The sequence below is a fragment of the Bacillus sp. FSL R7-0685 genome, from assembly GCF_038002425.1.
GTDB classification, from domain to species: Bacteria; Bacillota; Bacilli; order Bacillales; family Bacillaceae; genus Bacillus; species Bacillus subtilis.
This window is the reverse complement of record NZ_JBBOCN010000001.1, coordinates 3,322,368-3,344,900: the sequence shown is the minus strand read 5'-3', so window position 1 is coordinate 3,344,900 and position 22,533 is coordinate 3,322,368. Positions and strand designations below refer to the sequence as shown.

21 protein-coding genes and 1 other annotated feature (1 of these 22 cut by a window edge) are annotated in these 22,533 nt (G+C 41.2%); of the genes, 18 read left to right on the top strand and 3 right to left on the bottom strand.

From position 1 onward, the window contains the following. Nucleotides 1-150, top strand: a binding site (T-box leader) (it extends 86 nt beyond the left edge of the window). Between the two features lie 68 nt (nt 151-218). After that, nucleotides 219-1,562: an amino acid permease gene (locus MKY50_RS17485; protein ID WP_003228313.1), complete on the top strand. Its 1,344-nt coding sequence runs from the start codon at nt 219-221 to the stop codon at nt 1,560-1,562. 40 nt (nt 1,563-1,602) lie between these two features. Here MKY50_RS17485 and MKY50_RS17480 read toward each other — a convergent pair whose 3' ends face one another. Further along, the gene (locus tag MKY50_RS17480; RefSeq protein WP_003228315.1) at nt 1,603-2,520 is read right to left on the bottom strand and encodes a DMT family transporter; all 918 of its coding nucleotides are present in this window, start codon (nt 2,518-2,520) and stop codon (nt 1,603-1,605) included. A gap of 99 nt (nt 2,521-2,619) precedes the next feature. On the opposite strand from MKY50_RS17480, the gene MKY50_RS17475 reads away from it, so the two are divergent. Both MKY50_RS17475 and MKY50_RS17470 read left to right on the top strand, forming a co-directional pair. Further along, on the top strand, nt 2,620-3,498 hold the full coding sequence (locus MKY50_RS17475; protein ID WP_341117017.1) for a LysR family transcriptional regulator: 879 nt from the start codon (nt 2,620-2,622) through the stop codon (nt 3,496-3,498). A 157-nt stretch (nt 3,499-3,655) separates the two neighbouring features. After that, nucleotides 3,656-4,666 (top strand): LLM class flavin-dependent oxidoreductase, encoded by a 1,011-nt coding sequence (locus tag MKY50_RS17470; RefSeq protein WP_341117016.1) that lies wholly within the window; start codon nt 3,656-3,658, stop codon nt 4,664-4,666. A gap of 48 nt (nt 4,667-4,714) precedes the next feature. Here the strand turns inward: MKY50_RS17470 and araR are convergent, their stop codons facing one another. After that, nucleotides 4,715-5,803, bottom strand: coding sequence for an arabinose utilization transcriptional regulator AraR (gene araR, locus MKY50_RS17465; RefSeq protein ID WP_033883444.1), 1,089 nt, complete (start codon nt 5,801-5,803; stop codon nt 4,715-4,717). 203 nt (nt 5,804-6,006) lie between these two features. Here araR and araE point away from each other — a divergent pair, with 203 nt between their 5' ends. The 15 genes from araE to MKY50_RS17390 all read left to right on the top strand — a co-directional run bounded on the left by araE (nt 6,007) and on the right by MKY50_RS17390 (nt 21,679). After that, complete coding sequence (gene araE / locus MKY50_RS17460; protein ID WP_003243899.1) at nt 6,007-7,401, top strand: arabinose-proton symporter AraE; 1,395 nt, start codon at nt 6,007-6,009, stop codon at nt 7,399-7,401. A gap of 297 nt (nt 7,402-7,698) precedes the next feature. Next, on the top strand, nt 7,699-8,721 hold the full coding sequence (gene cggR / locus MKY50_RS17455) for a gapA transcriptional regulator CggR (RefSeq protein WP_009968188.1): 1,023 nt from the start codon (nt 7,699-7,701) through the stop codon (nt 8,719-8,721). Between the two features lie 46 nt (nt 8,722-8,767). Next, a complete protein-coding gene (gene gap, locus MKY50_RS17450) occupies nt 8,768-9,775 on the top strand; it encodes a type I glyceraldehyde-3-phosphate dehydrogenase (RefSeq protein ID WP_003219957.1) in 1,008 nt (335 codons plus the stop codon). 316 nt (nt 9,776-10,091) lie between these two features. Beyond that, on the top strand, nt 10,092-11,276 hold the full coding sequence (locus MKY50_RS17445; protein ID WP_341117012.1) for a phosphoglycerate kinase: 1,185 nt from the start codon (nt 10,092-10,094) through the stop codon (nt 11,274-11,276). A gap of 30 nt (nt 11,277-11,306) precedes the next feature. Further along, complete coding sequence (tpiA, locus tag MKY50_RS17440) at nt 11,307-12,068, top strand: triose-phosphate isomerase (protein ID WP_003243394.1); 762 nt, start codon at nt 11,307-11,309, stop codon at nt 12,066-12,068. Next, complete coding sequence (gpmI, locus tag MKY50_RS17435; protein ID WP_003228330.1) at nt 12,061-13,596, top strand: 2,3-bisphosphoglycerate-independent phosphoglycerate mutase; 1,536 nt, start codon at nt 12,061-12,063, stop codon at nt 13,594-13,596. Before tpiA ends, gpmI begins: the two co-directional genes overlap by 8 nt. A 29-nt stretch (nt 13,597-13,625) precedes the next feature. Further along, entirely contained in the window at nt 13,626-14,918 is a 1,293-nt protein-coding gene (gene eno, locus MKY50_RS17430; RefSeq protein WP_003228333.1) for a phosphopyruvate hydratase, read from the top strand. A 435-nt stretch (nt 14,919-15,353) separates the two neighbouring features. Continuing rightward, nucleotides 15,354-15,908, top strand: a complete 555-nt coding sequence (locus MKY50_RS17425; protein WP_162868956.1) for an N-acyl amino acid synthase FeeM domain-containing protein — start codon at nt 15,354-15,356, stop codon at nt 15,906-15,908. A 12-nt stretch (nt 15,909-15,920) separates the two neighbouring features. Then, a complete protein-coding gene (locus tag MKY50_RS17420; protein ID WP_116315851.1) occupies nt 15,921-16,160 on the top strand; it encodes an acyl carrier protein in 240 nt (79 codons plus the stop codon). A 15-nt stretch (nt 16,161-16,175) separates the two neighbouring features. Then, complete coding sequence (fabZ, locus tag MKY50_RS17415) at nt 16,176-16,634, top strand: 3-hydroxyacyl-ACP dehydratase FabZ (RefSeq protein WP_172640896.1); 459 nt, start codon at nt 16,176-16,178, stop codon at nt 16,632-16,634. A gap of 1 nt (nt 16,635) precedes the next feature. Next, on the top strand, nt 16,636-17,835 hold the full coding sequence (locus MKY50_RS17410) for a beta-ketoacyl-[acyl-carrier-protein] synthase family protein (RefSeq protein WP_224443386.1): 1,200 nt from the start codon (nt 16,636-16,638) through the stop codon (nt 17,833-17,835). Nucleotides 17,836-17,839: 4 nt separating this feature from the next. Next, on the top strand, nt 17,840-18,739 hold the full coding sequence (locus tag MKY50_RS17405; RefSeq protein ID WP_116315854.1) for a beta-ketoacyl synthase N-terminal-like domain-containing protein: 900 nt from the start codon (nt 17,840-17,842) through the stop codon (nt 18,737-18,739). Nucleotides 18,740-18,753: 14 nt separating this feature from the next. Then, nucleotides 18,754-19,467 carry an SDR family NAD(P)-dependent oxidoreductase gene (locus MKY50_RS17400; protein ID WP_162868957.1) on the top strand — a complete coding sequence of 238 codons (714 nt, stop codon included), beginning with the start codon at nt 18,754-18,756 and terminating at the stop codon, nt 19,465-19,467. Then, nucleotides 19,467-20,546 carry a peptidogalycan biosysnthesis protein gene (locus MKY50_RS17395; protein ID WP_224443736.1) on the top strand — a complete coding sequence of 360 codons (1,080 nt, stop codon included), beginning with the start codon at nt 19,467-19,469 and terminating at the stop codon, nt 20,544-20,546. The genes MKY50_RS17400 and MKY50_RS17395 overlap by 1 nt, the downstream gene beginning before the upstream one ends. After that, nucleotides 20,543-21,679, top strand: a complete 1,137-nt coding sequence (locus MKY50_RS17390; RefSeq protein ID WP_116315857.1) for an MFS transporter — start codon at nt 20,543-20,545, stop codon at nt 21,677-21,679. The genes MKY50_RS17395 and MKY50_RS17390 overlap by 4 nt, the downstream gene beginning before the upstream one ends. A gap of 301 nt (nt 21,680-21,980) precedes the next feature. On the opposite strand, the gene MKY50_RS17385 is transcribed toward MKY50_RS17390, so the two are convergent. Next, complete coding sequence (locus MKY50_RS17385) at nt 21,981-22,442, bottom strand: GNAT family N-acetyltransferase (protein ID WP_003235206.1); 462 nt, start codon at nt 22,440-22,442, stop codon at nt 21,981-21,983. Nucleotides 22,443-22,533 lie beyond the last annotated feature (91 nt).

Here is a 22,533-nt window from a genome sequence, read left to right as displayed (position 1 = left end):
ACTCGCCCGGGAGTGGTAAGACGGAACGGAATAGATTGAATATTCCCTATGTTTTAACGGCTAACCTTCGTTACAGGTCAAAAGCAGGATTCTTCATGAAGAATCAACAAGAGTGGTACCGCGGTCAGCCGAAGGCTCGTCGTCTCTTTATCTATTAGATTAGGTAGGAGACGGCGGGCTTTTTTGTTTTTGAAAACGAGAAGGAGAGGTAGAAGAGGATGAAAAACGACAATCAAACGTTAAAACGCACGATGACGTCCCGTCATATTATGATGATGGCGCTGGGCGGAGCAATCGGCGCAGGTTTATTTAAGGGGAGCAGCTCAGCGATCGATGTGGCAGGGCCATCTGTCATTATCGCATACCTGCTCGGCGGGATTATTTTGCTGTTTATTATGCAGGGGCTGGCGGAAATGGCTGTTCGAAACCGTAACGCCAGAACCTTCCGTGATCTTGTCCAGCAGGTATTGGGAAATTACGCCGCTTACTTTTTGGACTGGATCTACTGGAAAATGTGGGTGCTCAACATTGCGGCTGAAGCTGTAGTAGCTGCGATTTTCATTCAATATTGGCTGCCGGGCTGCCCGATCTGGGTGTTGGCATTAGGAATTTCTCTTATCGTCACGATTGTAAACTTGCTTTCTGTTAAAATCTTCGCCGAAACTGAATATTGGCTGGCAATGATCAAGATTACCGTTATTATTATCTTTATTATTCTGGGATTGCTGCTCTTATTTGTATCATTCGGTGATCATACAGCATCCGGATTTTCCAACCTGACAGACCACGGCGGATTTTTCCCGCACGGCGGCACAGGGTTGATCACGGCGATGCTTGTCGTCATCTACTCTTACGGCGGTACAGAAATTATCGGTGTAACGCTTGCAGAGACAAAAAATCCGGAAAAGGTTGTCCCGAAAGCTGTCCGCAGCACACTGACACGGATTGTCGCGTTTTACCTGCTGCCGTTTTTCATCATCGTCAGCCTGATTCCATGGAACCAAGTCAATTCCGTTCCGGAAAGTCCTTTCGTGATGGTCTTTAAAATGGTAGGCATTCCGGGCGCGGATCATATCATGAATGCAGTCATCCTGCTGGCGATCATTTCTTCTATGAATTCAGGTTTATACGGATCATCACGCATTTTGTATACACAGGCAAGTGACGGAAGGCTTCCAAAGGTCTTCTCGAAGCTTTCATCGAAAAACGTACCGATGTTTGCGATTCTGATGTGCACTTCTTCTCTCTATATTGGCGTATTGATTTCTCTGTTCGCAGGAAGCCAAACATTTAATTATTTAATGGGATCATTGGGATATACCGTTTTATTCATTTGGCTGATCATCGGATTCGCTCATTTAAAATCGAGAAAACAGCAAACGGAAACACCGGCCTATTATGTAAAATGGTTCCCGTACACGACATGGTTTGCGATTGTGGCATTACTCGCCATTCTGATCGGGGTCATCATGACAACATCAATTGTCATTACCGGTATTACTGCGGCGATCTACCTTTTGATTACAGTTGCATATTTGGTCAAAGGACGCAAGCATCAGTAAATAAGAAACCCTCTTGCCGCATCCGGCAAGAGGGTTTTTATTATTGTGCAGCTTTCTCGTTTATACCAATCGCCGCAGCTTTCTGCGCTTTTGATTTTGTATTCACGAGACAGATGCTCGTGACAATCAGCAGCAGCCCTGCCAAGAGGCTAAGGGTGAGCGGTTCATGCAGGAAAATGGAGCTGGCCACGATTGATATGAGCGGAATCAAAAAAGTATAAGATGCGACCTTGCTTGCTTCTCCTGAACCGACAAGCGTAAAAAAGACAAGCCAGCCTAGCGCGATAACGAATACGGAGATGAACAGCAGGCTCGTGATAAACGGAGCTGTCCATTGGATCGCCGAAAAGCTTTCTGTCCAAAAGCCGGATATAAGCAGAAACACGCTTCCGATCGTCAGCTGCAGAGCGACCATCCAGATGGAATCGACGCGGCTGCCTGTTTTTTTCATATATACCGTCCCGAGCGCCCAGCTGACTGCGGAGCCGAGAGCCAGCAGAACCCCAATGACAGAAATATGCCCGCCAAAGCCCGCAGCACTAATGACGGCTACTCCCGCAAAACCGAGGATGAGGCCGATCACTTTCATTACAAACATGGATTCGCCGAGCCACAGCCAAGAAAATACACCCATCAGAACAGGCTGGAAGAAGACGATTGCAGAAAACAGGCCGGCCGGAAGATAATTCAGCCCGATCGTTTGCAGGCCGTAGAATAACGTAATATTTAAAAGAGCAGAAACAAGATAAATCGGCCACGTTTCTTTTAAGCGTAATTTATGAATACGCGGCAGTGCGACAATGACTAATAAAAGCCCGCCGATCAGCGTTCGGATGCCCGCGAACAATAATGGCGGAGAATAGGCGAGCGCGGCTTTGGACAGCGGCCAATTGACGCCCCACATGATGACGAGAAATGCGAGCAGGAGAGCTGTCCGCGTTTTTGAGAGCTGCTTCATTGTTCATTCACTCCTTGTAGAACTTTTCCATCATATGATACGGTAGAACATAAGATAAATAAAATGAATCTTTTTTATAAGGAGCATAAGTAAATTGTTATGACCATTACACAATTAAAGGTTTTTGTGAAAATAGCTGAAACGGGAAGCTTTACAAAAGCGGGTCAGGCGCTGAACATGACACAGCCGGCTGTCAGCCATGCGATTTCTGCGATCGAAGCTGAGCTTGATGTAAAGCTGATCATTCGTGACCGCCGCAATGGCCTGATGCTGACGGATACGGGAAAACAGATCTTAGTACACATTAGAGAAGTCTTAAAAGGCATTGAAAAAGTTGAGCAGGTAGCAGCGGCGGAAAAAGGGCTTGAACTGGGAACGATCCATATCGGCACATTCTCAACTGCCTCGGCTTATTTTATGCCGAAGCTGATCAGTGAATTTAAACAAAAATATCCGAAACTTGAGCTCGTGCTGCACGAGGGAACTGTAAATGAAGTCAAGGAGTGGCTTCATACGCGGATGATAGATGTCGGCATTCTTCTGTATCCAACAGAGGAGATGGAGTACATTCATTTGAAAAAAGACAAAATGGCTGTCGTGCTCAGGGACGATCACCCGCTTGCCAGTCATTCGACCATTACGCTGAAAGATCTTGACCATGAACCGATGATCGTCTGTGACGGAGGCTATGAATCACCATTTGTCGATATGTTCAGGCAGGCGGGCGCTACGCTGCACCCAGCTTTCACGGTCTATAACATCAACACCTCGATCAGTATGATCAGAGAAGGACTGGGTCTCGCGATTTTATCAGAAATGTCCATGTCGGGGATGCCGCTGCCGGAGCATGTGGTGACCCGGGAATTGGACCCGCAGGTATACCGTGATGTGCAGCTTGCTGTTCCGTCGATGAAGGAAGCTTCTCTGGCGGCTAAACTCTTTATTGAGATGGCGCAGGATCTGTTTGGGACAGAATAATGATGCCCAACTGTTCGTTTTATATTGTTCGAATTTCATCGAATCAAATTCTTTTATTCCTGAATGCAGTTGTGTTATGGTGTGATAGAAGTCCTTTCGATCATGACTTGACAGCTTGAGGCTGTTTATTGATATCACAATTGCAAAGGAGAAAAACATGTCTACTCAACAACGCAAAGATACCTTGCTTTCTGTCTTGAATTTATCTCCGGTTGTTCAGGGAGGAACGATCGCAGAATCATTCCGAAACAGCATGGACTTGGCGCGCCGGGCAGAGGAATGGGGCTATCACCGTTACTGGCTTGCTGAACATCATAATATAGAAGGTGTTGCAAGCTCTGCCACCGCAGTTTTGATTGGCCATATTGCCGGAGGCACGAAGAAAATCCGCGTCGGTTCCGGCGGCATTATGCTCCCGAACCACTCTTCATTAGTCATTGCTGAACAATTCGGCACACTGGAAACACTGTATCCCGGGCGGATTGATCTGGGGCTTGGACGTGCGCCGGGAACAGACCAATTGACAGCCAGAGCGCTCCGCAGAAACATCAACAGCGGGGAGGATTTTCCAGAACAATTAGAGGAACTGCGCAATTATTTTAAACCGTCAGGAAATGTGCGCAATCAAGTTCGCGCCATTCCCGGAGAGGGCATAGATGTGCCGATTTGGCTGCTGGGCTCAAGCGGCTTCAGCGCCCGTCTGGCAGGTGAACTAGGTCTTCCGTTTGCCTTTGCCGCTCATTTCTCACCAGCGAATACGGTTCCTGCATTGGAGCTTTACCGCAATTCCTTCACGCCGTCAGACGTGCTCGACGAACCGTATGCGATGGTCGGTGTCACCATTATCGCGGCAGATACAAACGAGAAAGCGCAGCACCTTGCGACTTCGCATTATCAAAGGTTTCTTGATCTTGTCCGCGGTACGCCGAACCAGCTTAAACCGCCTGTTGAGGATATGGATCAAATTTGGAGCCCGTATGAAAAAGCGATGGTCAATGAGCAGCTGAGCTCCACGATTGTCGGAGGTCCGGAAGAAGTGAAGGCGAAGCTTGAAGATTTCGTCAAAATGACACAGGCTGACGAAATTATGGTTAACTCAGAAACCTTTGAACACGCAGACAGAATGCGTTCGTTTGAAATCATCGCTGACGTTTGGAACAACAGATAACAGCTATAAAAAAAGCAATGTAGCGGGGAGACCCATACATTGCTTTTTTTATTCATTCAGTTTTCGTGCGGACTGGCGAATGATCAACTCAGGCTCAAATATGACATCCTCTTGCTTCGGCTTTTTATGCTCTAAGCAGTCAATGACATATTTGGCGGCTGCTTTTCCAAGCACTGATTTCGGATGTTTGACAGAGGTTAGTTTCACTTCTGAGATTTGGGCGAAATGTGAATCATCGTACCCGACAATAGACATATCCTCCGGCACTTTAAGATCCATCTCCCTCAGCATATCAATCACCTTCAGCGCAATTTCATCGTTATAACAAAGAATGGCTGTCGGCATGTGCTTGCTGTTTTTCTCCAGTGTGGCTTTTACTTTCTCCAGAAGTTTTGATTCTTTTTCTTCCGTTGTAAATGTCACGATCATATCCGGAGAAGGAAACAACTCACGCTCCCGGTGCGCCTGTATAAATCCGTTCATCCGTTTCACGCCTTGTGTGTCATCAGCTTTAAAAATACCCATCATATGCGTGTGGCCGAGAGAAAGCAAATGCTCCGCCGCCATCATCCCGCCTTTCACATCATCCAAGGTAAAACTTGGCGCGGCAAGCTCGGCATATGACGCGTTAATCATCGCAAAAGGAATGCCGTTTTTCTCCAAGTTCAGATAATAGCCGATGTTTGGGGTTTGAAGGGCGCTTTTTGTCGGTTCTACGATGAGTCCGTCAATATGCTGGGACAGCAGGTTTTCTAAGCCTCTTCTTTCATTGTCCGGGTTGTTGTTTGTGCTTGTCAAAAGCATAGAATACCCCTGCTCGCTTAAATAGGACTCGATTCCTCTGATGATGCTCGGGAAAATATAGTCTGATATGTAAGTTGTCAAAACACCGATCGTTTTATTGGAATGCAGCGCTGACTTAGCAGAGCGTGAAGCGACAAAGGTGCCTCCGCCTTGCACGCTGTACAGCAGACCTAGTGATACGAGGTCTCCGATCGCTTTGCGGATGGTATGCCGGCTGACGCCGAATTGCTGCATTAATTCGTTTTCGGTAGGGATTTTTTGATCGGGCAGTATTTTGCCTTGATTAATCCAAGAACTGATTTCTTCTTTTACTTGCGCGTATTTTGGTAACATATCCATTCCTCCAAAATGTATACGGACAAATTTCAGTATATCACAGCGTTCTTTGTAAGAAAACATTGACAGAAAATGCAAACAAGATTATTCTATATTTGTACGTACTAATTAAATGTAATTTTCGTTAAATTTTAATATAAGTACGTACAATTGAAGGTTTAAATGAAAACGCTTTACTCAACATTCGGGAGGGCAGGGAAATGAAGAATACTCCAACTCAATTAGAACCAAATGTTCCTGTAACACGAAGCCATTCAATGGGATTTGTCATTTTGATCTCATGTGCGGCGGGGCTTGGCGGCTTATTGTATGGCTATGACACGGCAGTGATTTCTGGCGCCATCGGTTTTCTGAAAGATTTATACAGCCTGAGTCCGTTTATGGAGGGACTTGTCATTTCAAGCATTATGATTGGAGGAGTTGTGGGCGTCGGGATATCCGGCTTTTTAAGTGACAGATTCGGCCGGAGAAAAATTTTAATGACAGCCGCTTTGTTATTTGCGATATCAGCAATCGTTTCAGCGCTTTCTCAAGACGTGTCCACCTTAATCATTGCAAGGATTATCGGGGGGCTGGGAATCGGGATGGGCTCATCGCTCTCTGTTACGTATATTACAGAAGCGGCACCGCCCGCCATACGCGGAAGTTTATCTTCCTTATATCAGCTCTTTACGATACTGGGTATTTCCGCTACATACTTTATTAATCTAGCTGTGCAGCGGTCCGGAACATACGAATGGGGCGTGCACACCGGCTGGAGATGGATGCTTGCTTATGGAATGGTGCCGTCCGTCATCTTTTTCCTTGTCCTGCTCGTCGTCCCGGAAAGTCCGAGATGGCTGGCGAAAGCGGGCAAAACAAATGAAGCTTTAAAGATCCTGACACGTATTAATGGAGAAACTGTTGCAAAAGAAGAATTAAAGAACATTGAGAACTCTTTAAAAATAGAACAAATGGGGTCGCTCTCCCAGCTGTTTAAGCCGGGGCTCAGAAAGGCGCTTGTCATTGGAATCCTGCTGGCGCTCTTTAACCAAGTCATCGGCATGAACGCCATTACTTACTACGGGCCGGAAATCTTTAAAATGATGGGATTCGGGCAAAACGCCGGATTTGTGACAACTTGTATCGTCGGTGTTGTAGAAGTCATCTTTACCGTTATTGCGGTGTTGCTGATTGATAAAGTCGGACGAAAAAAACTGATGTCCATCGGTTCTGCTTTTATGGCTATTTTTATGATTTTAATCGGGACGTCGTTTTACTTTGAGTTAACAAGCGGGATCATGATGATCGTCCTTATATTAGGTTTTGTCGCTGCTTTCTGTGTCTCGGTCGGACCGATCACATGGATTATGATTTCTGAAATCTTTCCGAACCATCTGCGTGCGCGGGCCGCGGGCATTGCGACCATCTTTTTATGGGGAGCAAACTGGGCGATCGGACAGTTTGTGCCAATGATGATCGATTCTTTCGGGCTCGCCTATACATTTTGGATCTTTGCGGTGATTAACATCCTTTGTTTCCTGTTTGTCGTTACGATCTGTCCGGAAACGAAGAACAAATCGCTCGAGGAAATTGAAAAGCTTTGGATAAAATGAAAACGCTTTAATGAAACAGCCCTTTCTACGGGAAGGGCTGTTTATATTGGGATGCACCATTTGGCGCTTTCTGTATAAGATAAAGATATATAGGATAAAATATTGCTGGATAAAACGACGCGGCATGAAAACTCTGCGAATATTGTCGATGAATTGGCTCTTAACAGTTGAATAAACAATTCCACCCTGTTAAAATAATTAAAGAAAGCAGAAATGATTTTTTTTGGCTATGACGGGACGTTTTTTGTCATAGCGGGACATATAACGTCCAGCAAAAAAGGAAGGAACGTTTGAGTCATGAACCAGTTAATACAAGCTCAAAAAAAATTATTGCCTGATCTTCTGCTCGTTATGCAAAAGAGGTTTGAAATCTTGCAGTATATCAGGCTGACAGAACCCATCGGGCGAAGAAGCCTGTCTGCCAGTCTCGGAATCAGCGAGCGTGTGCTGAGGGGCGAGGTTCAGTTTTTAAAGGAACAGAACCTGGTCGATATTAAGACAAACGGCATGACATTGACAGAAGAGGGCTATGAACTGCTTTCTGTTTTGGAAGATACGATGAAAGATGTTTTAGGTTTGACTCTTTTGGAAAAGACATTAAAAGAACGTTTAAATCTAAAGGATGCCATTATCGTATCCGGAGACAGCGATCAATCCCCATGGGTCAAAAAAGAAATGGGAAGAGCGGCTGTCGCATGTATGAAAAAAAGATTTTCAGGCAAAAATATCGTCGCTGTAACTGGCGGTACGACAATTGAAGCTGTCGCCGAAATGATGACGCCGGATTCTAAAAACCGCGAGCTTTTGTTTGTGCCTGCAAGAGGCGGTTTAGGCGAAGACGTGAAAAACCAGGCGAACACCATATGCGCGCATATGGCGGAGAAGGCTTCAGGCACTTACCGGCTTTTGTTTGTTCCGGGACAGCTGTCACAAGGCGCCTATTCATCTATTATTGAAGAGCCTTCTGTCAAAGAGGTGCTGAACACCATTAAATCAGCGAGTATGCTGGTTCATGGAATCGGCGAAGCTAAAACTATGGCTCAGCGCAGAAACACGCCTTTAGAAGACTTAAAGAAAATAGATGATAACGACGCGGTGACGGAAGCGTTCGGCTACTATTTTAACGCGGACGGCGAAGTGGTTCACAAAGTGCATTCTGTCGGAATGCAGCTGGATGACATAGACGCCATCCCCGATATTATTGCGGTAGCGGGCGGATCATCAAAAGCCGAGGCGATCGAGGCTTACTTTAAAAAGCCACGCAACACGGTTCTCGTCACAGACGAAGGAGCCGCAAAGAAGTTATTAAGGGATGAATAATCCCTCAATATAAATATCTCTCACTTATTTAAAGGAGGAAACAATCATGGCAGTAAAAGTCGGTATTAACGGTTTTGGTCGTATTGGACGTAACGTATTCCGCGCAGCATTAAACAATCCTGAAGTTGAGGTAGTAGCGGTTAACGATTTAACAGATGCTAACATGCTGGCTCACCTTTTACAATATGATTCTGTACACGGAAAATTAGACGCTGAAGTTTCAGTTGACGGTAACAACCTTGTTGTTAACGGCAAAACAATTGAAGTTTCTGCAGAACGCGATCCTGCTAAACTTAGCTGGGGCAAACAAGGCGTTGAAATCGTAGTTGAATCTACTGGTTTCTTCACAAAACGCGCAGACGCTGCGAAACACTTAGAAGCTGGCGCGAAAAAAGTAATCATCTCTGCTCCTGCTAACGAAGAAGATATCACAATCGTTATGGGTGTTAACGAAGATAAATACGATGCGGCTAACCACGATGTTATCTCTAACGCATCTTGCACAACAAACTGCCTTGCGCCGTTTGCAAAAGTACTTAACGATAAATTCGGCATCAAACGCGGTATGATGACAACTGTTCACTCTTACACAAACGATCAGCAAATCCTTGATCTTCCGCACAAAGACTACCGTCGTGCGCGTGCAGCAGCTGAAAACATCATCCCAACATCAACTGGTGCTGCTAAAGCAGTTTCTCTAGTTCTTCCTGAACTAAAAGGCAAACTGAACGGTGGAGCAATGCGTGTTCCAACTCCAAACGTTTCTCTAGTTGACTTGGTTGCTGAACTGAACCAAGAAGTAACAGCTGAAGAAGTAAACGCAGCTCTTAAAGAAGCGGCTGAAGGCGACCTTAAAGGAATCCTTGGCTACAGCGAAGAGCCATTAGTTTCTGGCGACTACAACGGAAACAAAAACTCTTCTACAATCGATGCTCTTTCTACAATGGTTATGGAAGGCAGCATGGTAAAAGTAATCTCTTGGTACGATAACGAAAGCGGCTACTCTAACCGCGTTGTTGACCTTGCAGCTTACATCGCAAAAAAAGGTCTTTAATTTATAGCTGAAAAAGGACCTGACTTGGTTCTTTCGAATAGAAGCGCTATAATGAAAGCGGACAAGGGAAGGGGACGGACTCCCTTTCCCTTTTTCCATGAAGACCGGCTTTCAGAAAACGCTCTGTGATAGAGAAACGACCGCGTTTTAAGCAGCTTTGCCGGCGCTTTCGCCTAAGGTCGCTGCCCTGGCTTTTAGACGAACTGCCCTGTGCCGAAAAAGAATGCGATCTGCCCTAGCGGAGTTATCGCTTGAACAGACGGTTTCACGTTTTTCGTGCTGTATGCAAACCATTTTGAAGGAGGATCTCCTAGGCATGAATAAAAAAACTCTCAAAGACATCGACGTAAAAGGCAAAGTTGTATTCTGCCGCGTTGACTTTAACGTTCCAATGAAAGACGGGGAAGTAACAGACGATACACGTATCCGTGCTGCGCTTCCAACAATCAAACACCTTGCAGACCAAGGCGCCAAAGTCCTTCTTGCGAGCCACTTAGGCCGCCCGAAAGGCGAAGTGGTTGAGGAGCTTCGTTTAACTCCTGTCGCTGCACGTCTCGGCGAACTGCTTGGCAAAGAAGTGAAAAAAGCGGATGAAGCATACGGCGATGCTGTAAAAGCACAAATTTCCGAGATGAAGGACGGAGACGTTCTTGTATTGGAAAACGTACGTTTCTATCCTGGTGAAGAGAAAAATGATCCTGAGCTTGCAAAAGCATTTGCTGAGCTTGCAGATGTATATGTAAATGACGCATTCGGTGCTGCCCACCGTGCTCACGCATCTACAGCTGGAATTGCCGAGCATCTGCCAGCAGTTGCAGGTTTCTTAATGGAAAAAGAGCTTGATGTACTTGGAAAAGCGGTTTCCAATCCTGACCGCCCGTTCACAGCGATCATCGGCGGAGCGAAAGTAAAAGACAAAATCGGTGTAATCGAAAGTCTTCTTGATAAAGTAGACAACCTGATCATCGGCGGAGGTCTTGCTTATACTTTCGTAAAAGCGCTTGGCTATGAAGTCGGTAAATCTCTTCTTGAAGAGGATAAAATCGAGCTTGCGAAATCATTTATGGACCGCGCTAAAGAAAAAGGCGTTAACTTCTACATGCCTGAAGATGTACTCGTTGCAGATGATTTCTCTAACGATGCAAACGTGAAAATTGTGCCGATCTCTGAAATCCCTAGTGATTTAGAAGCAATCGACATTGGTACGAAAACACGCGAAACGTATGCTGACGTCATTAAAAAAAGCAAACTTGTCGTGTGGAACGGACCAATGGGCGTATTCGAAATCGACTTGTTCGCTCAAGGAACAAAAGCGGTTGCGGAAGCATTGGCAGAGGCGAAAGATACATACTCTGTCATCGGCGGAGGAGACTCTGCGGCAGCGGTTGAAAAATTCGGCCTTGCTGACAAAATGAGCCACATCTCAACAGGCGGCGGCGCATCCCTTGAGTTTATGGAAGGCAAAGAGCTTCCAGGGGTAGCTGCACTGAACGATAAATAATCTCAAAACTGCTATAAGGAAGTGGAACAGATGAGAAAACCAATTATCGCCGGTAACTGGAAAATGAACAAAACACTCGGCGAAGCTGTCAGCTTCGTTGAAGAAGTGAAATCTTCCATTCCAGCAGCAGACAAAGCTGAAGCTGTTGTTTGCGCGCCAGCGCTTTTCTTAGAAAAGCTTGCTTCTGCTGTGAAAGGCACTGACCTAAAAGTCGGCGCTCAAAACATGCACTTCGAAGAAAGCGGCGCGTTCACAGGCGAAATCAGCCCGGTTGCTCTGAAAGACCTTGGCGTTGACTACTGCGTCATCGGCCACTCTGAGCGCCGTGAAATGTTCGCTGAAACTGATGAAACAGTTAACAAAAAAGCACACGCAGCTTTCAAACACGGCATTGTGCCGATCATCTGTGTAGGTGAAACGCTTGAAGAGCGTGAAGCCGGCAAAACAAATGATCTTGTTGCTGACCAAGTGAAAAAAGGCCTTGCTGGTCTTTCTGAAGAACAAGTTGCTGCTTCTGTTATTGCGTATGAGCCAATCTGGGCAATCGGAACAGGCAAATCTTCTACAGCGAAAGATGCGAATGACGTGTGTGCGCATATCCGTAAAACCGTCGCTGAAAGCTTCAGCCAAGAAGCTGCAGACAAGCTTCGCATCCAATATGGCGGAAGCGTAAAGCCTGCAAACATTAAAGAATATATGGCAGAGTCCGATATTGACGGTGCTTTGGTCGGCGGCGCGAGCCTTGAGCCACAGTCATTCGTTCAATTATTGGAGGAAGGTCAATATGAGTAAAAAACCAGCTGCACTCATCATTCTTGATGGGTTCGGATTACGTAACGAAACAGTTGGGAACGCAGTCGCTTTAGCGAAAAAACCGAATTTTGACCGCTATTGGAACCAGTATCCTCATCAAACATTGACTGCTTCAGGCGAGGCTGTAGGTCTTCCTGAAGGGCAAATGGGGAACTCCGAAGTAGGTCACTTAAATATCGGTGCGGGACGTATTGTGTACCAAAGCTTAACACGCGTAAATGTTGCCATTCGTGAAGGAGAGTTCGAACGCAATCAAACATTCCTTGACGCGATCAGCAACGCGAAAGAAAACAACAAAGCCTTGCACCTGTTCGGTCTTTTATCTGACGGAGGCGTGCACAGCCATATCAATCATTTATTCGCACTGTTAAAGCTTGCGAAAAAAGAAGGGCTGACAAAGGTTTATATCCATGGCTTCCTTGACGGCCGTGATGTAGGTCCGCAGACAGCGAAAACGTACATCAACCAGCTGAACGATCAAATCAAGGAAATCGGTGTAGGTGAAATCGCCAGCATTTCCGGACGTTACTACTCTATGGACCGCGACAAACGCTGGGACCGTGTAGAAAAAGCGTACCGCGCAATGGCGTACGGCGAAGGCCCATCTTACCGCAGCGCCCTGGATGTTGTTGATGATTCATATGCAAATGGTATCTACGATGAATTCGTGATTCCATCTGTCATCACAAAAGAAAACGGTGAGCCTGTTGCGAAAATCCAAGACGGCGATTCTGTGATTTTCTATAATTTCAGACCGGACCGCGCCATCCAGATTTCCAACACGTTCACAAACAAAGACTTCCGTGACTTCGACCGCGGCGAGAATTATCCAAAGAACCTGTATTTCGTCTGCCTGACTCACTTCAGTGAAACAGTTGACGGCTATGTAGCGTTTAAACCGATAAATCTTGATAACACAGTCGGAGAAGTATTATCTCAGCACGGGTTAAAACAGCTTCGAATTGCAGAAACTGAAAAGTATCCGCACGTCACGTTCTTTATGAGCGGCGGCCGTGAAGCTGAATTCCCGGGTGAAGAGCGTATTCTCATCAACTCGCCTAAAGTTGCAACGTATGACTTGAAGCCTGAGATGAGTGCTTATGAAGTGAAAGACGCGCTTGTCAAAGAAATTGAAGCTGACAAGCATGACGCGATCATTCTTAACTTCGCAAACCCTGATATGGTCGGCCACTCCGGAATGGTTGAACCAACAATTAAAGCAATTGAAGCAGTGGACGAATGCTTGGGCGAAGTCGTTGACGCGATCCTTGCTAAAGGCGGACACGCTATCATTACCGCTGATCACGGTAATGCTGACATTCTGATTACAGAATCAGGCGAACCGCACACTGCGCATACAACAAACCCAGTCCCTGTGATTGTAACGAAAGAAGGCATTACGCTGCGTGAAGGCGGAATCCTAGGCGACCTTGCACCAACGTTATTAGACCTTCTTGGTGTTGAAAAACCGAAAGAAATGACAGGAACATCTTTAATTCAAAAATAATTTGAAAATCAAAAGGAGAGACAAAACTCATGCCATACATTGTTGATGTTTATGCACGCGAAGTATTAGACTCCCGCGGCAACCCAACAGTTGAAGTTGAAGTATATACAGAAACAGGAGCTTTCGGCCGCGCATTAGTGCCAAGCGGAGCTTCTACAGGTGAATACGAAGCGGTTGAGCTTCGTGACGGCGACAAAGACCGTTACCTTGGAAAAGGCGTGTTAACAGCTGTTAACAACGTAAACGAAATCATTGCTCCAGAGCTTCTTGGCTTTGATGTAACTGAACAAAACGCAATCGATCAGCTTTTAATCGAGCTTGACGGTACTGAAAACAAAGGCAAACTTGGTGCGAACGCAATCCTTGGCGTATCTATGGCTTGTGCGCGGGCTGCTGCTGATTTCTTACAGATTCCTCTTTACCAATACCTTGGAGGATTCAACTCAAAAACGCTTCCTGTACCGATGATGAACATCGTAAACGGCGGAGAGCATGCTGATAACAACGTGGATATTCAAGAATTCATGATCATGCCTGTAGGTGCTCCTAACTTCCGTGAAGCACTTCGCATGGGCGCTCAAATCTTCCACAGCCTGAAATCAGTATTAAGCGCAAAAGGCTTAAACACTGCTGTAGGTGACGAAGGCGGATTCGCTCCAAACCTTGGTTCTAACGAAGAAGCGCTTCAAACAATCGTTGAAGCAATCGAAAAAGCCGGCTTCAAACCTGGCGAAGAAGTTAAACTTGCTATGGATGCTGCATCTTCTGAGTTCTACAACAAAGAAGACGGCAAATACCATCTGTCTGGCGAAGGCGTTGTGAAAACATCTGCTGAAATGGTTGACTGGTATGAAGAGCTTGTTTCTAAATACCCAATCATCTCTATCGAAGACGGACTTGATGAAAACGACTGGGAAGGCCACAAGCTTCTTACTGAGCGTCTTGGCAAAAAAGTTCAGCTTGTTGGTGACGATCTCTTCGTTACAAACACGAAAAAACTTTCTGAAGGTATTAAAAACGGCGTAGGCAACTCTATCCTGATCAAAGTAAACCAAATCGGTACATTGACTGAAACATTCGATGCGATCGAAATGGCGAAACGCGCAGGCTACACAGCTGTTATCTCTCACCGTTCTGGTGAAACTGAAGACAGCACAATCGCTGACATCGCTGTGGCAACAAACGCAGGACAAATCAAAACAGGTGCTCCGTCTCGTACGGACCGTGTTGCGAAATACAACCAGCTTCTTCGCATCGAAGATCAGTTGGCTGAAACTGCTCAATACCACGGTATCAACTCTTTCTACAACTTGAATAAATAAGCATAAAAAGGGCTTGGCGGCTACAGATGCAGCCAAGCTCTTTAAGTGTGAAAGCTGAATTTCCTTTACCCTGACACGAGCTGTCAGGGTTTTTGATTACAATAAGCTTTATCAATTGCGATTGGAGTGTTATTGGATGCAGTCAAAAATAGTTTATCTTTATGCTATACAATGTCAAAAATGACGTGAACTCAGGAAGGTATTTCAAAAAAATGCAGCACCTTAAAAGTCATGACAGCAGGAGTGAATAAAGAAATGGAGACTGCGTTAGGAAGGGCTTGTCCATAAAACTGGATATCTCCCTTGATGTTGTTCTAAAATTGTTTTATGAAATATATGAAGCAAAATATAAAGTCCCAAATATTCCAAGGGAAACAGTTGACATATAGGACCTTTAATGTATATATTAGGAAATATAAGGAGGTGATGTATAAAATGGTTCAACCTGTAATCGTAAAAGAGATAAAGGATCCACAGAAATTAAATGAGTTATTTAAGCAAAGATATAAGACATTCGTGATTGATCAGAAAGCAGCTCCAGCTAAATTATATAAAGATCAATTGATGAAAGATGATTTTGATGATAAGGCAATACATTTAGGAGCATATGTTGACGGGATGCTATTAGGATCAGTATCAGTAGTTATTAAGAAACAAGATCAAGGACTTTTATTTATAGAAAAATGTCACAATATTCAGCTTAAAGTTGGGGAGAGTGCAGAAGTTATGAGGTTAATCATTCCAAATAATTCAGTGACTAATAGTTTTATTAACAAAAATAGGATACTCAAAAAATTACTTCAAGCAGTGAAACGCATTATAATAACTCATAATATTCAGGAAGTATACTTACAAACAACAAAATCAGCTGAGAAAATTTACAAAAAGATAGGATTTGAACAAATTGGCCCTTATCGTCTTTATGAAGGTATTTCTGATGAGGCTCCAATGATGCTTAAAATTCATAATGTAAACAAGAATATAATATAACGGGGGATAAAGATGAGTGAAACAACAAGCAAAAAAGTTAGATTAATTATTTCTGACGTCGCAGAAATGGAGATTGAGCAAATTGACTTTAATAGTGATTTAATTGATGATCTTGGTATTGATTCTATGATGACTCTTGAGATAGTTACTGAACTTGAAAGAACATTTCATATTAAGTTGGAAGAAGAAGAACTTCAGGATATTACAGATGTGAATTCTGTTATTGAGGTTGTATCGAAAAAAATTAAATAAGGGGCTTTCTTTAAGATGACAAACCTTGACTTCCTATATATTCAAAAACATTTACCACACAGACATCCATTTATATTTATAGATAAAATTATCGAGTTGAGAAAGGAAGAAGTAATCACTTGCAAAAATACTACAATTAATGAAGCTTTTTTCGCTGGGCACTTTGAGGATATAAAAATTTTTCCAGGTGTTCTAATTATTGAAGCAATCGCTCAGTCAGCAGTTCTTTTATTTACGAATAATGAAAATGAAAATATTCACGAAGGTATTCCATTATTGTATCGTACAGACATAAAATTCTTAACGCCAGTCTTTCCAGGAGATGTACTGATAATTAACGTCAAAACAGAAAAAGTTATCAATAACTCTATGAAAGTATCAGCAACTGTGAAAAATGATGAAGATTCAATAGTTTGTAAAGGTAAATTATCCTTTGTTGTTAAAATGAAAAACTATGTTATTGGAGAGAATTAAATTGGAAAAAAGGGTTGTTGTTACTGGGATAGGAATAATTTCATCTCTGGGAACAGAAAAAAATGAATTTTGGGAAAATTGCAAAAGAGGGGCTTCAGGTATTAGCAAGATTGATAAATCAAATTTAAATTTGTTAGATACCTTGTATGGGGGACAGGTAAAAGATTTTAAAGCATCAGATTATAATATTCCGAAGCAGGTTATTAAACAATGTGGACGAGCTGCACAGTTTTTAATTGCTTCAATGGAACAAGCAATCAAGGATTCTAAAATCGATAATAAGTCGATAGAGCAATCCTCTTTATATGTAGGATCCACTATGGCGGAAATTGAAATTGAAAATTCTAGAAAATTAGAGCATGTTTCAAATAATGATAAGAAAATAAATGACCCTTCAAGTATTATTAAAAATGCTTCAAAACATTTCGGAATAAGGGGATATAGTACATTAATAACTAATGCATGTTCAGCAGGAAACTATGCTTTAATTGAAGGTTATGAGTCCATTAAAAGAGGCGACTCTAAAACAAGTTTTGTTGGAGGAACGGATCCATTTTCAACAGTAGCGTACTATGGATTTAATAGTCTAAAAGCTGTTGCACCAGAAAAGTGTAGTCCATTTGACAAAAATCGAAAAGGAATGCTGGTTGCAGAAGGTGCAGGTGTACTTTTACTGGAAGACCTACAGTCAGCGATAAATAGGAATGCTCCTATATATTGTGAAATAGCTGGATATGGGGTAAGTAATGATGCTTATCATATAACTTCTCCCCATCCACAGAGTAAAGGCATTATTAAATGTGTACAGAATGCACTTGACTATGCAAATATTACTTCCAATGACATTGACTACATTTGTGCACATGGGACAGGTACTAAAGCAAATGATAAGGTTGAATCTTATGCCATTAAGAGTTTGTTTGATACCTCTAAAGTCTGCGTAAGCTCTATTAAGTCAATGTTAGGCCACTCAATGGGAGCAGCAAGCGCCATTGAGAACATAGTATGCTGTTTAGCAATTAAAGATAATATTGTCCCACCGACAATAAACTTTAAAAACAAGGATGATGAGTGCAATATAAATTGCATTCCGAATAAATTGATTAAAAAAAATATTAACTATGCTTTAAATAACTCATACGCATTTGGTGGAGCAAATGCTAGTGTAATCTTAAAAAAATTTAAGAAGGGGGCAGTTTGAAAAAGTGTTCATAAACAGTAGCTATTCTCTAAAAGAAAATGATTTTCTAAAAAGAGAACAAAAAACTGAATATGGTGATATTTTCAGCTATGACTTTGATTTTAAGAGCTATATAAATAGAAGAGGATTAAAAAATATAAATCATTCAACTAAATTAGCTCTTATTTCAGTAAATGAGATGTTGAATAATTCTAATTACTGTATTGGTGAAAGAACAGGAGTTTTTGTAGGAACAACTACAAGCTATTTAAATGATAATTATTTATTCCTAAAAGATGCAGATCAATATGGACCTGAATATGTAAGCCCTTTGAAATTTCCAAACACAGTTTTGAATTGTACCTCAGGTTGGCTCTCTATTGTTTTCGGAATATTGGGTGTAAATAATACAATTTATAACGGTGTTACGGCATATACAGATTCATTAAAGCTGGCTTACGAATATTTAAAAAGAGACTTAATAGAAACAGCTATTGTAACAGGGACAGAAGATATCAATGAACTGACCTTAAAACAAATAGCTTTAACAAAGAAAAATAAATATCTTGAGACTTCTGGATCTTTATTTATTAGTAAAGAAAAGAAGGGAGCATGTTCAAAAGAAATTATTAGTATTATAAGCTGGTCAAATCCATATGATTCTATAAATGATGACATTGAAAAACTGAGTAAATGTATAAAAAGTTTTAACCCTGAAATGTTTATATATACAGGTGAAGTTTATGAACGAAAATTATCTAAAGAATTAAATCAGCATAAGACCAGTTTTATTCTAGATAAACATCCATTTGCATTTTGTGTTAATGGTTATTTAAAAGTAGAAGAGGCATTAAGAAAAAAAGAAATGATAGCAATATTTGATTATAACCCTGAGGGAACAAGAAATCTAATTATCCTTAAATGAATAGGAGAGATTTAATGAAGAAGGTAGCTTTAATAACTGGCGGAACCAGGGGGATAGGATACGAAATTTTAAAGAAGTTTACACAGGAAGGTATTGTTTGCTATTTCACTTATTTTTCTAGTGATTCTTTTGCAAATAAAATAGAAAGCGAATATAAAAATGCTTTTGGTATAAAAGCTGATGTACGTAATTATTCGATTGCGAAAAATATTATACAGAAGATTTATGGGGAAGAGGGAAAACTCGATATTCTTATCAATAACGCGGGAGTAAACCAAGATAAAACTATAAGATTTATGAATGAAAAATCGTGGAAGGAAGTAATAGACACAAACTTAACGGGAACATTTAATTATTCAAAGTTCGCTTCACAAGTAATGAAAAAAAATGGAGGCGGTTGCATTATTAATATTTCTTCAGTTTCTTCATTGAAATCAATAACTGGACAAACAAATTATTCAGCTTCAAAAGCTGGTATAAATAGTTTGACTATGACGTTTGCACATGAATTGGCAAACGACAATATTAGAGTAAATGCCATTGTTCCGGGATACATCGATACAGAAATGGTGGACTCACTTAATTTAGAGGAGATAATAAAAACAATCCCGCTTAAAAGACTGGGCACTGGAGCTGAAATTGCAAGCTTAACTAATTATTTAATTAGTGAAGAAGCCAGTTATATTACAGGTCAATTATTTGTAATAGATGGAGGATTAACACTGTGATGAATATAGTGAAATATCATAGTATTAAGAAAATAAACAGAGAAGCATTAGAAAATCTGGGGGTTGATATTGAGTGGTACATATACCTTGAAACCTATCACAATTCATATGAATTTACATATTACGCATTTTACCGAAGAAATGAATTAATTGCAGTATTAACTGGTTTTGTATTCCGAAAATTAGATGTGCAAGAGTATATTCCTGAAAAATATAAAAAAGTTATAAAAGGAATTCGTGTTTTTAATCGGCAAGCTCTTTACTATGATGTATACTTTATTGTTAAACCCTTATCAAGCGGTGAAGGTATCTATATAAAAGACAAATATACTGAAAATGTTACTTCAATAATTAATCATTTACTTGCACATTTCTATAAAATAGAAAATTACGATAGCGTATATATTACTAATTTGTATGATCTCAGTCTTTTAAATGCCTTCGAAAAGAATGACTTTATATCATTTGATTTTTATCCTAACACAGTATTGCAATTAAAGACAACAAACTTTGACGAGTACTTAAAAACCCTAAAAAAGAAAAAGCGATGGGATATAAAAAATAAAATAAAAAAAATGAAGGAGTATGGAATTGAGTTTCAAATTCAGTTAGCAAGTGAAATATCTGAGGAATATTATCTTCAGATATACAAATTGTATTTAAATACAAAGAACAAAAGTAATGCAGTCTCTAGTCCAATTAACTACGATTTTGAATCTTTTAAAGGTTTGAGAAATTTGTGTACTAACTACAAATTCATTCTATTTGAATATAAAAGCGAACTGATAGCCTTTGGACTCATCGTTGTCCATAATGAAACCGAAATAACATTGAAACATGTAGGAATGGATTATAATCATTCTGTCCCTTCTTATGCTTATTTCAATATTTTTTATTTAACCATTCAGTTTGCAATTGAAAATAGGTATAAAAAAATTTATTTTGGATCAACCACTTACGATGTAAAAAAGGATATAGGATGTGAGCTAATACATAACAAATCACTAATCAATTTCAACCCTTCAGGATTGGGTAAATTAAATTATTATCTCACTAAGAAAGTAGCTGGTGGATCATGAAGCAAATTTTCACTATAAACATGCTTTTCTCATTTCTCTTTGGAGCACTGACCGCTATATTGCCATTGTCCATCCTTATGACAGGGGCAGCAAGTGGTATGTCTGGAAATGTAATTGGTATTTTCATGATCGCTCTTTTTGTCACTAGAATTATTCTTATGTTCCTCAACCCCTCTAAGAAGATACTGTTATTAGGATGTTTATTATTTCTAATCGGTATTTTGCTTTGGTTATTTTTCTATCATGTTCTTTTTGTTTATTTTTTAGTGGGAATTATTTTAGGAATTAGTGTAGGAGTTATACCTCCGTTATTGATTGTATTTGCTTTAGGATTAAAAAAAGAAGAGGCAGGAAAAAGTTTATCGTGGATCAACATTTCACAGGCCGCGGGTTCTGCATTTGCTCCTTTACTTGCCGAAGTGGTTTTTAAACAGTTTAGCCTTGTGCTTTTACTGCAGATTTTCTTAATTATGAGTTTGACGATTTTACTCATCTCTTTTTTTATTCAACCTCCGGTAAGCAATACAATGGGAATTAGCAATAAAAGTGATGTGAAATTTCTTTTAAAAGATAGAGGTTTTTGGAAATACTGTTTTTTTTATCTTTTGGGTTCGTTGAGTTATGGATGCGCGATCGCCTACGGTCCAATATTACTTTCAGGTGAGGGCGGCGGCAGTATTGGCTTGTTTTATTTTTTATTTTGGCTCTTTTTTGTGATCTCTCAATTCTTAATTCGCAAGATTCCTCAACATATTCATTCAGAACCCATTAATCTGCTCATTTGTTTTATCCTCATGTTTTTTGGATCGGCGGGCTTGTGGTTTGCTAACATTCAAATCTTGTTTGTTCTATGCTCATCATCATTCGGTTTTTCTTTTGGTTTCATTACGATATTTCTACAAAAAACAATTGCAAAAAGTATTGCAGATCACCTTCAAACAAGTGCATTTTCACTTTTTAGTTTAATGTCTTATTTAGCCGTAGGGTTAAGTGGATTTATTTTTGCGCCAATTGTTAATTACAGTATTAAACTTCCGTTTCTGATTTCCCCGGTGTTTTCATTGATTTTTGCTGCGATCCTAATATTTTTCAGCTGGCCTTTAAAAAAGGCTCTAAATGAAAAGTCGATGTGAATATTGGATGTTTTAGCAGGACAGGATATAGACCAATTATTAACCAGGGTCAATTTTAAGAATGGATCAACTGTTCATTAAGACACACGGTATAAAAAAACGGTAGAAGTTTGATCACCTTATTTTGAATGAAAATTAAGAGTTAGAAAAACAGGGAAAGAAAATTGGAAAGAAAATAAACAAAAAGCTGATACCCCGGTGGATCAGCTTTTGTTTTTTAGCATTTTTTCTTCTTCAAAGAACAAAAGAGCCGCTCCTATCTAAAAAACGGGGAGGCAGTCTCATCAACGGCAGCCCTTTTTTAGAGATCCAAATAAAGCCTCACCATATCACGGCATTGAATGCCGTTTTCAAAGATCTCCTCATCATAGTGTCTAATAAAAAAATCATGGTCGATCGCCTGAAGACGAAATCCGCATTTTTGATAAAGCGACAGCTGATGGATGCTGGAATTTCCAGTGCCAATCTCAATCACCTTTGCTCCCATGTGTTTCGCTTTTTCAATGGCGTCGCGGATAAGAAGCTTGCCAATGCCCTGTTTTTGCATTGTTTGTTTTACTGCGATGTTAACGATTTCTGCGGTTTGCGGTCTAGTTGTGATGATCACGTATACACCAGCTAATTCGCCCGATATATAAGCTGTGTAGCATTCTCCTCTGGCAATGTATTCATCAACAATCTCTTTTGAAGGGTCGGCGAGTAGAAGAAGCTCATACAGCGCTTGATCATGGTTTATTGCTTTTTGAATGGTGAGATGTTGCATCGTCATTCCACCTTTTCATATGTTAATAGAGATATTTTCGTGATTTCCTCCAATTTCATACCATTCTATTATAAAATATGTAACATAGTAA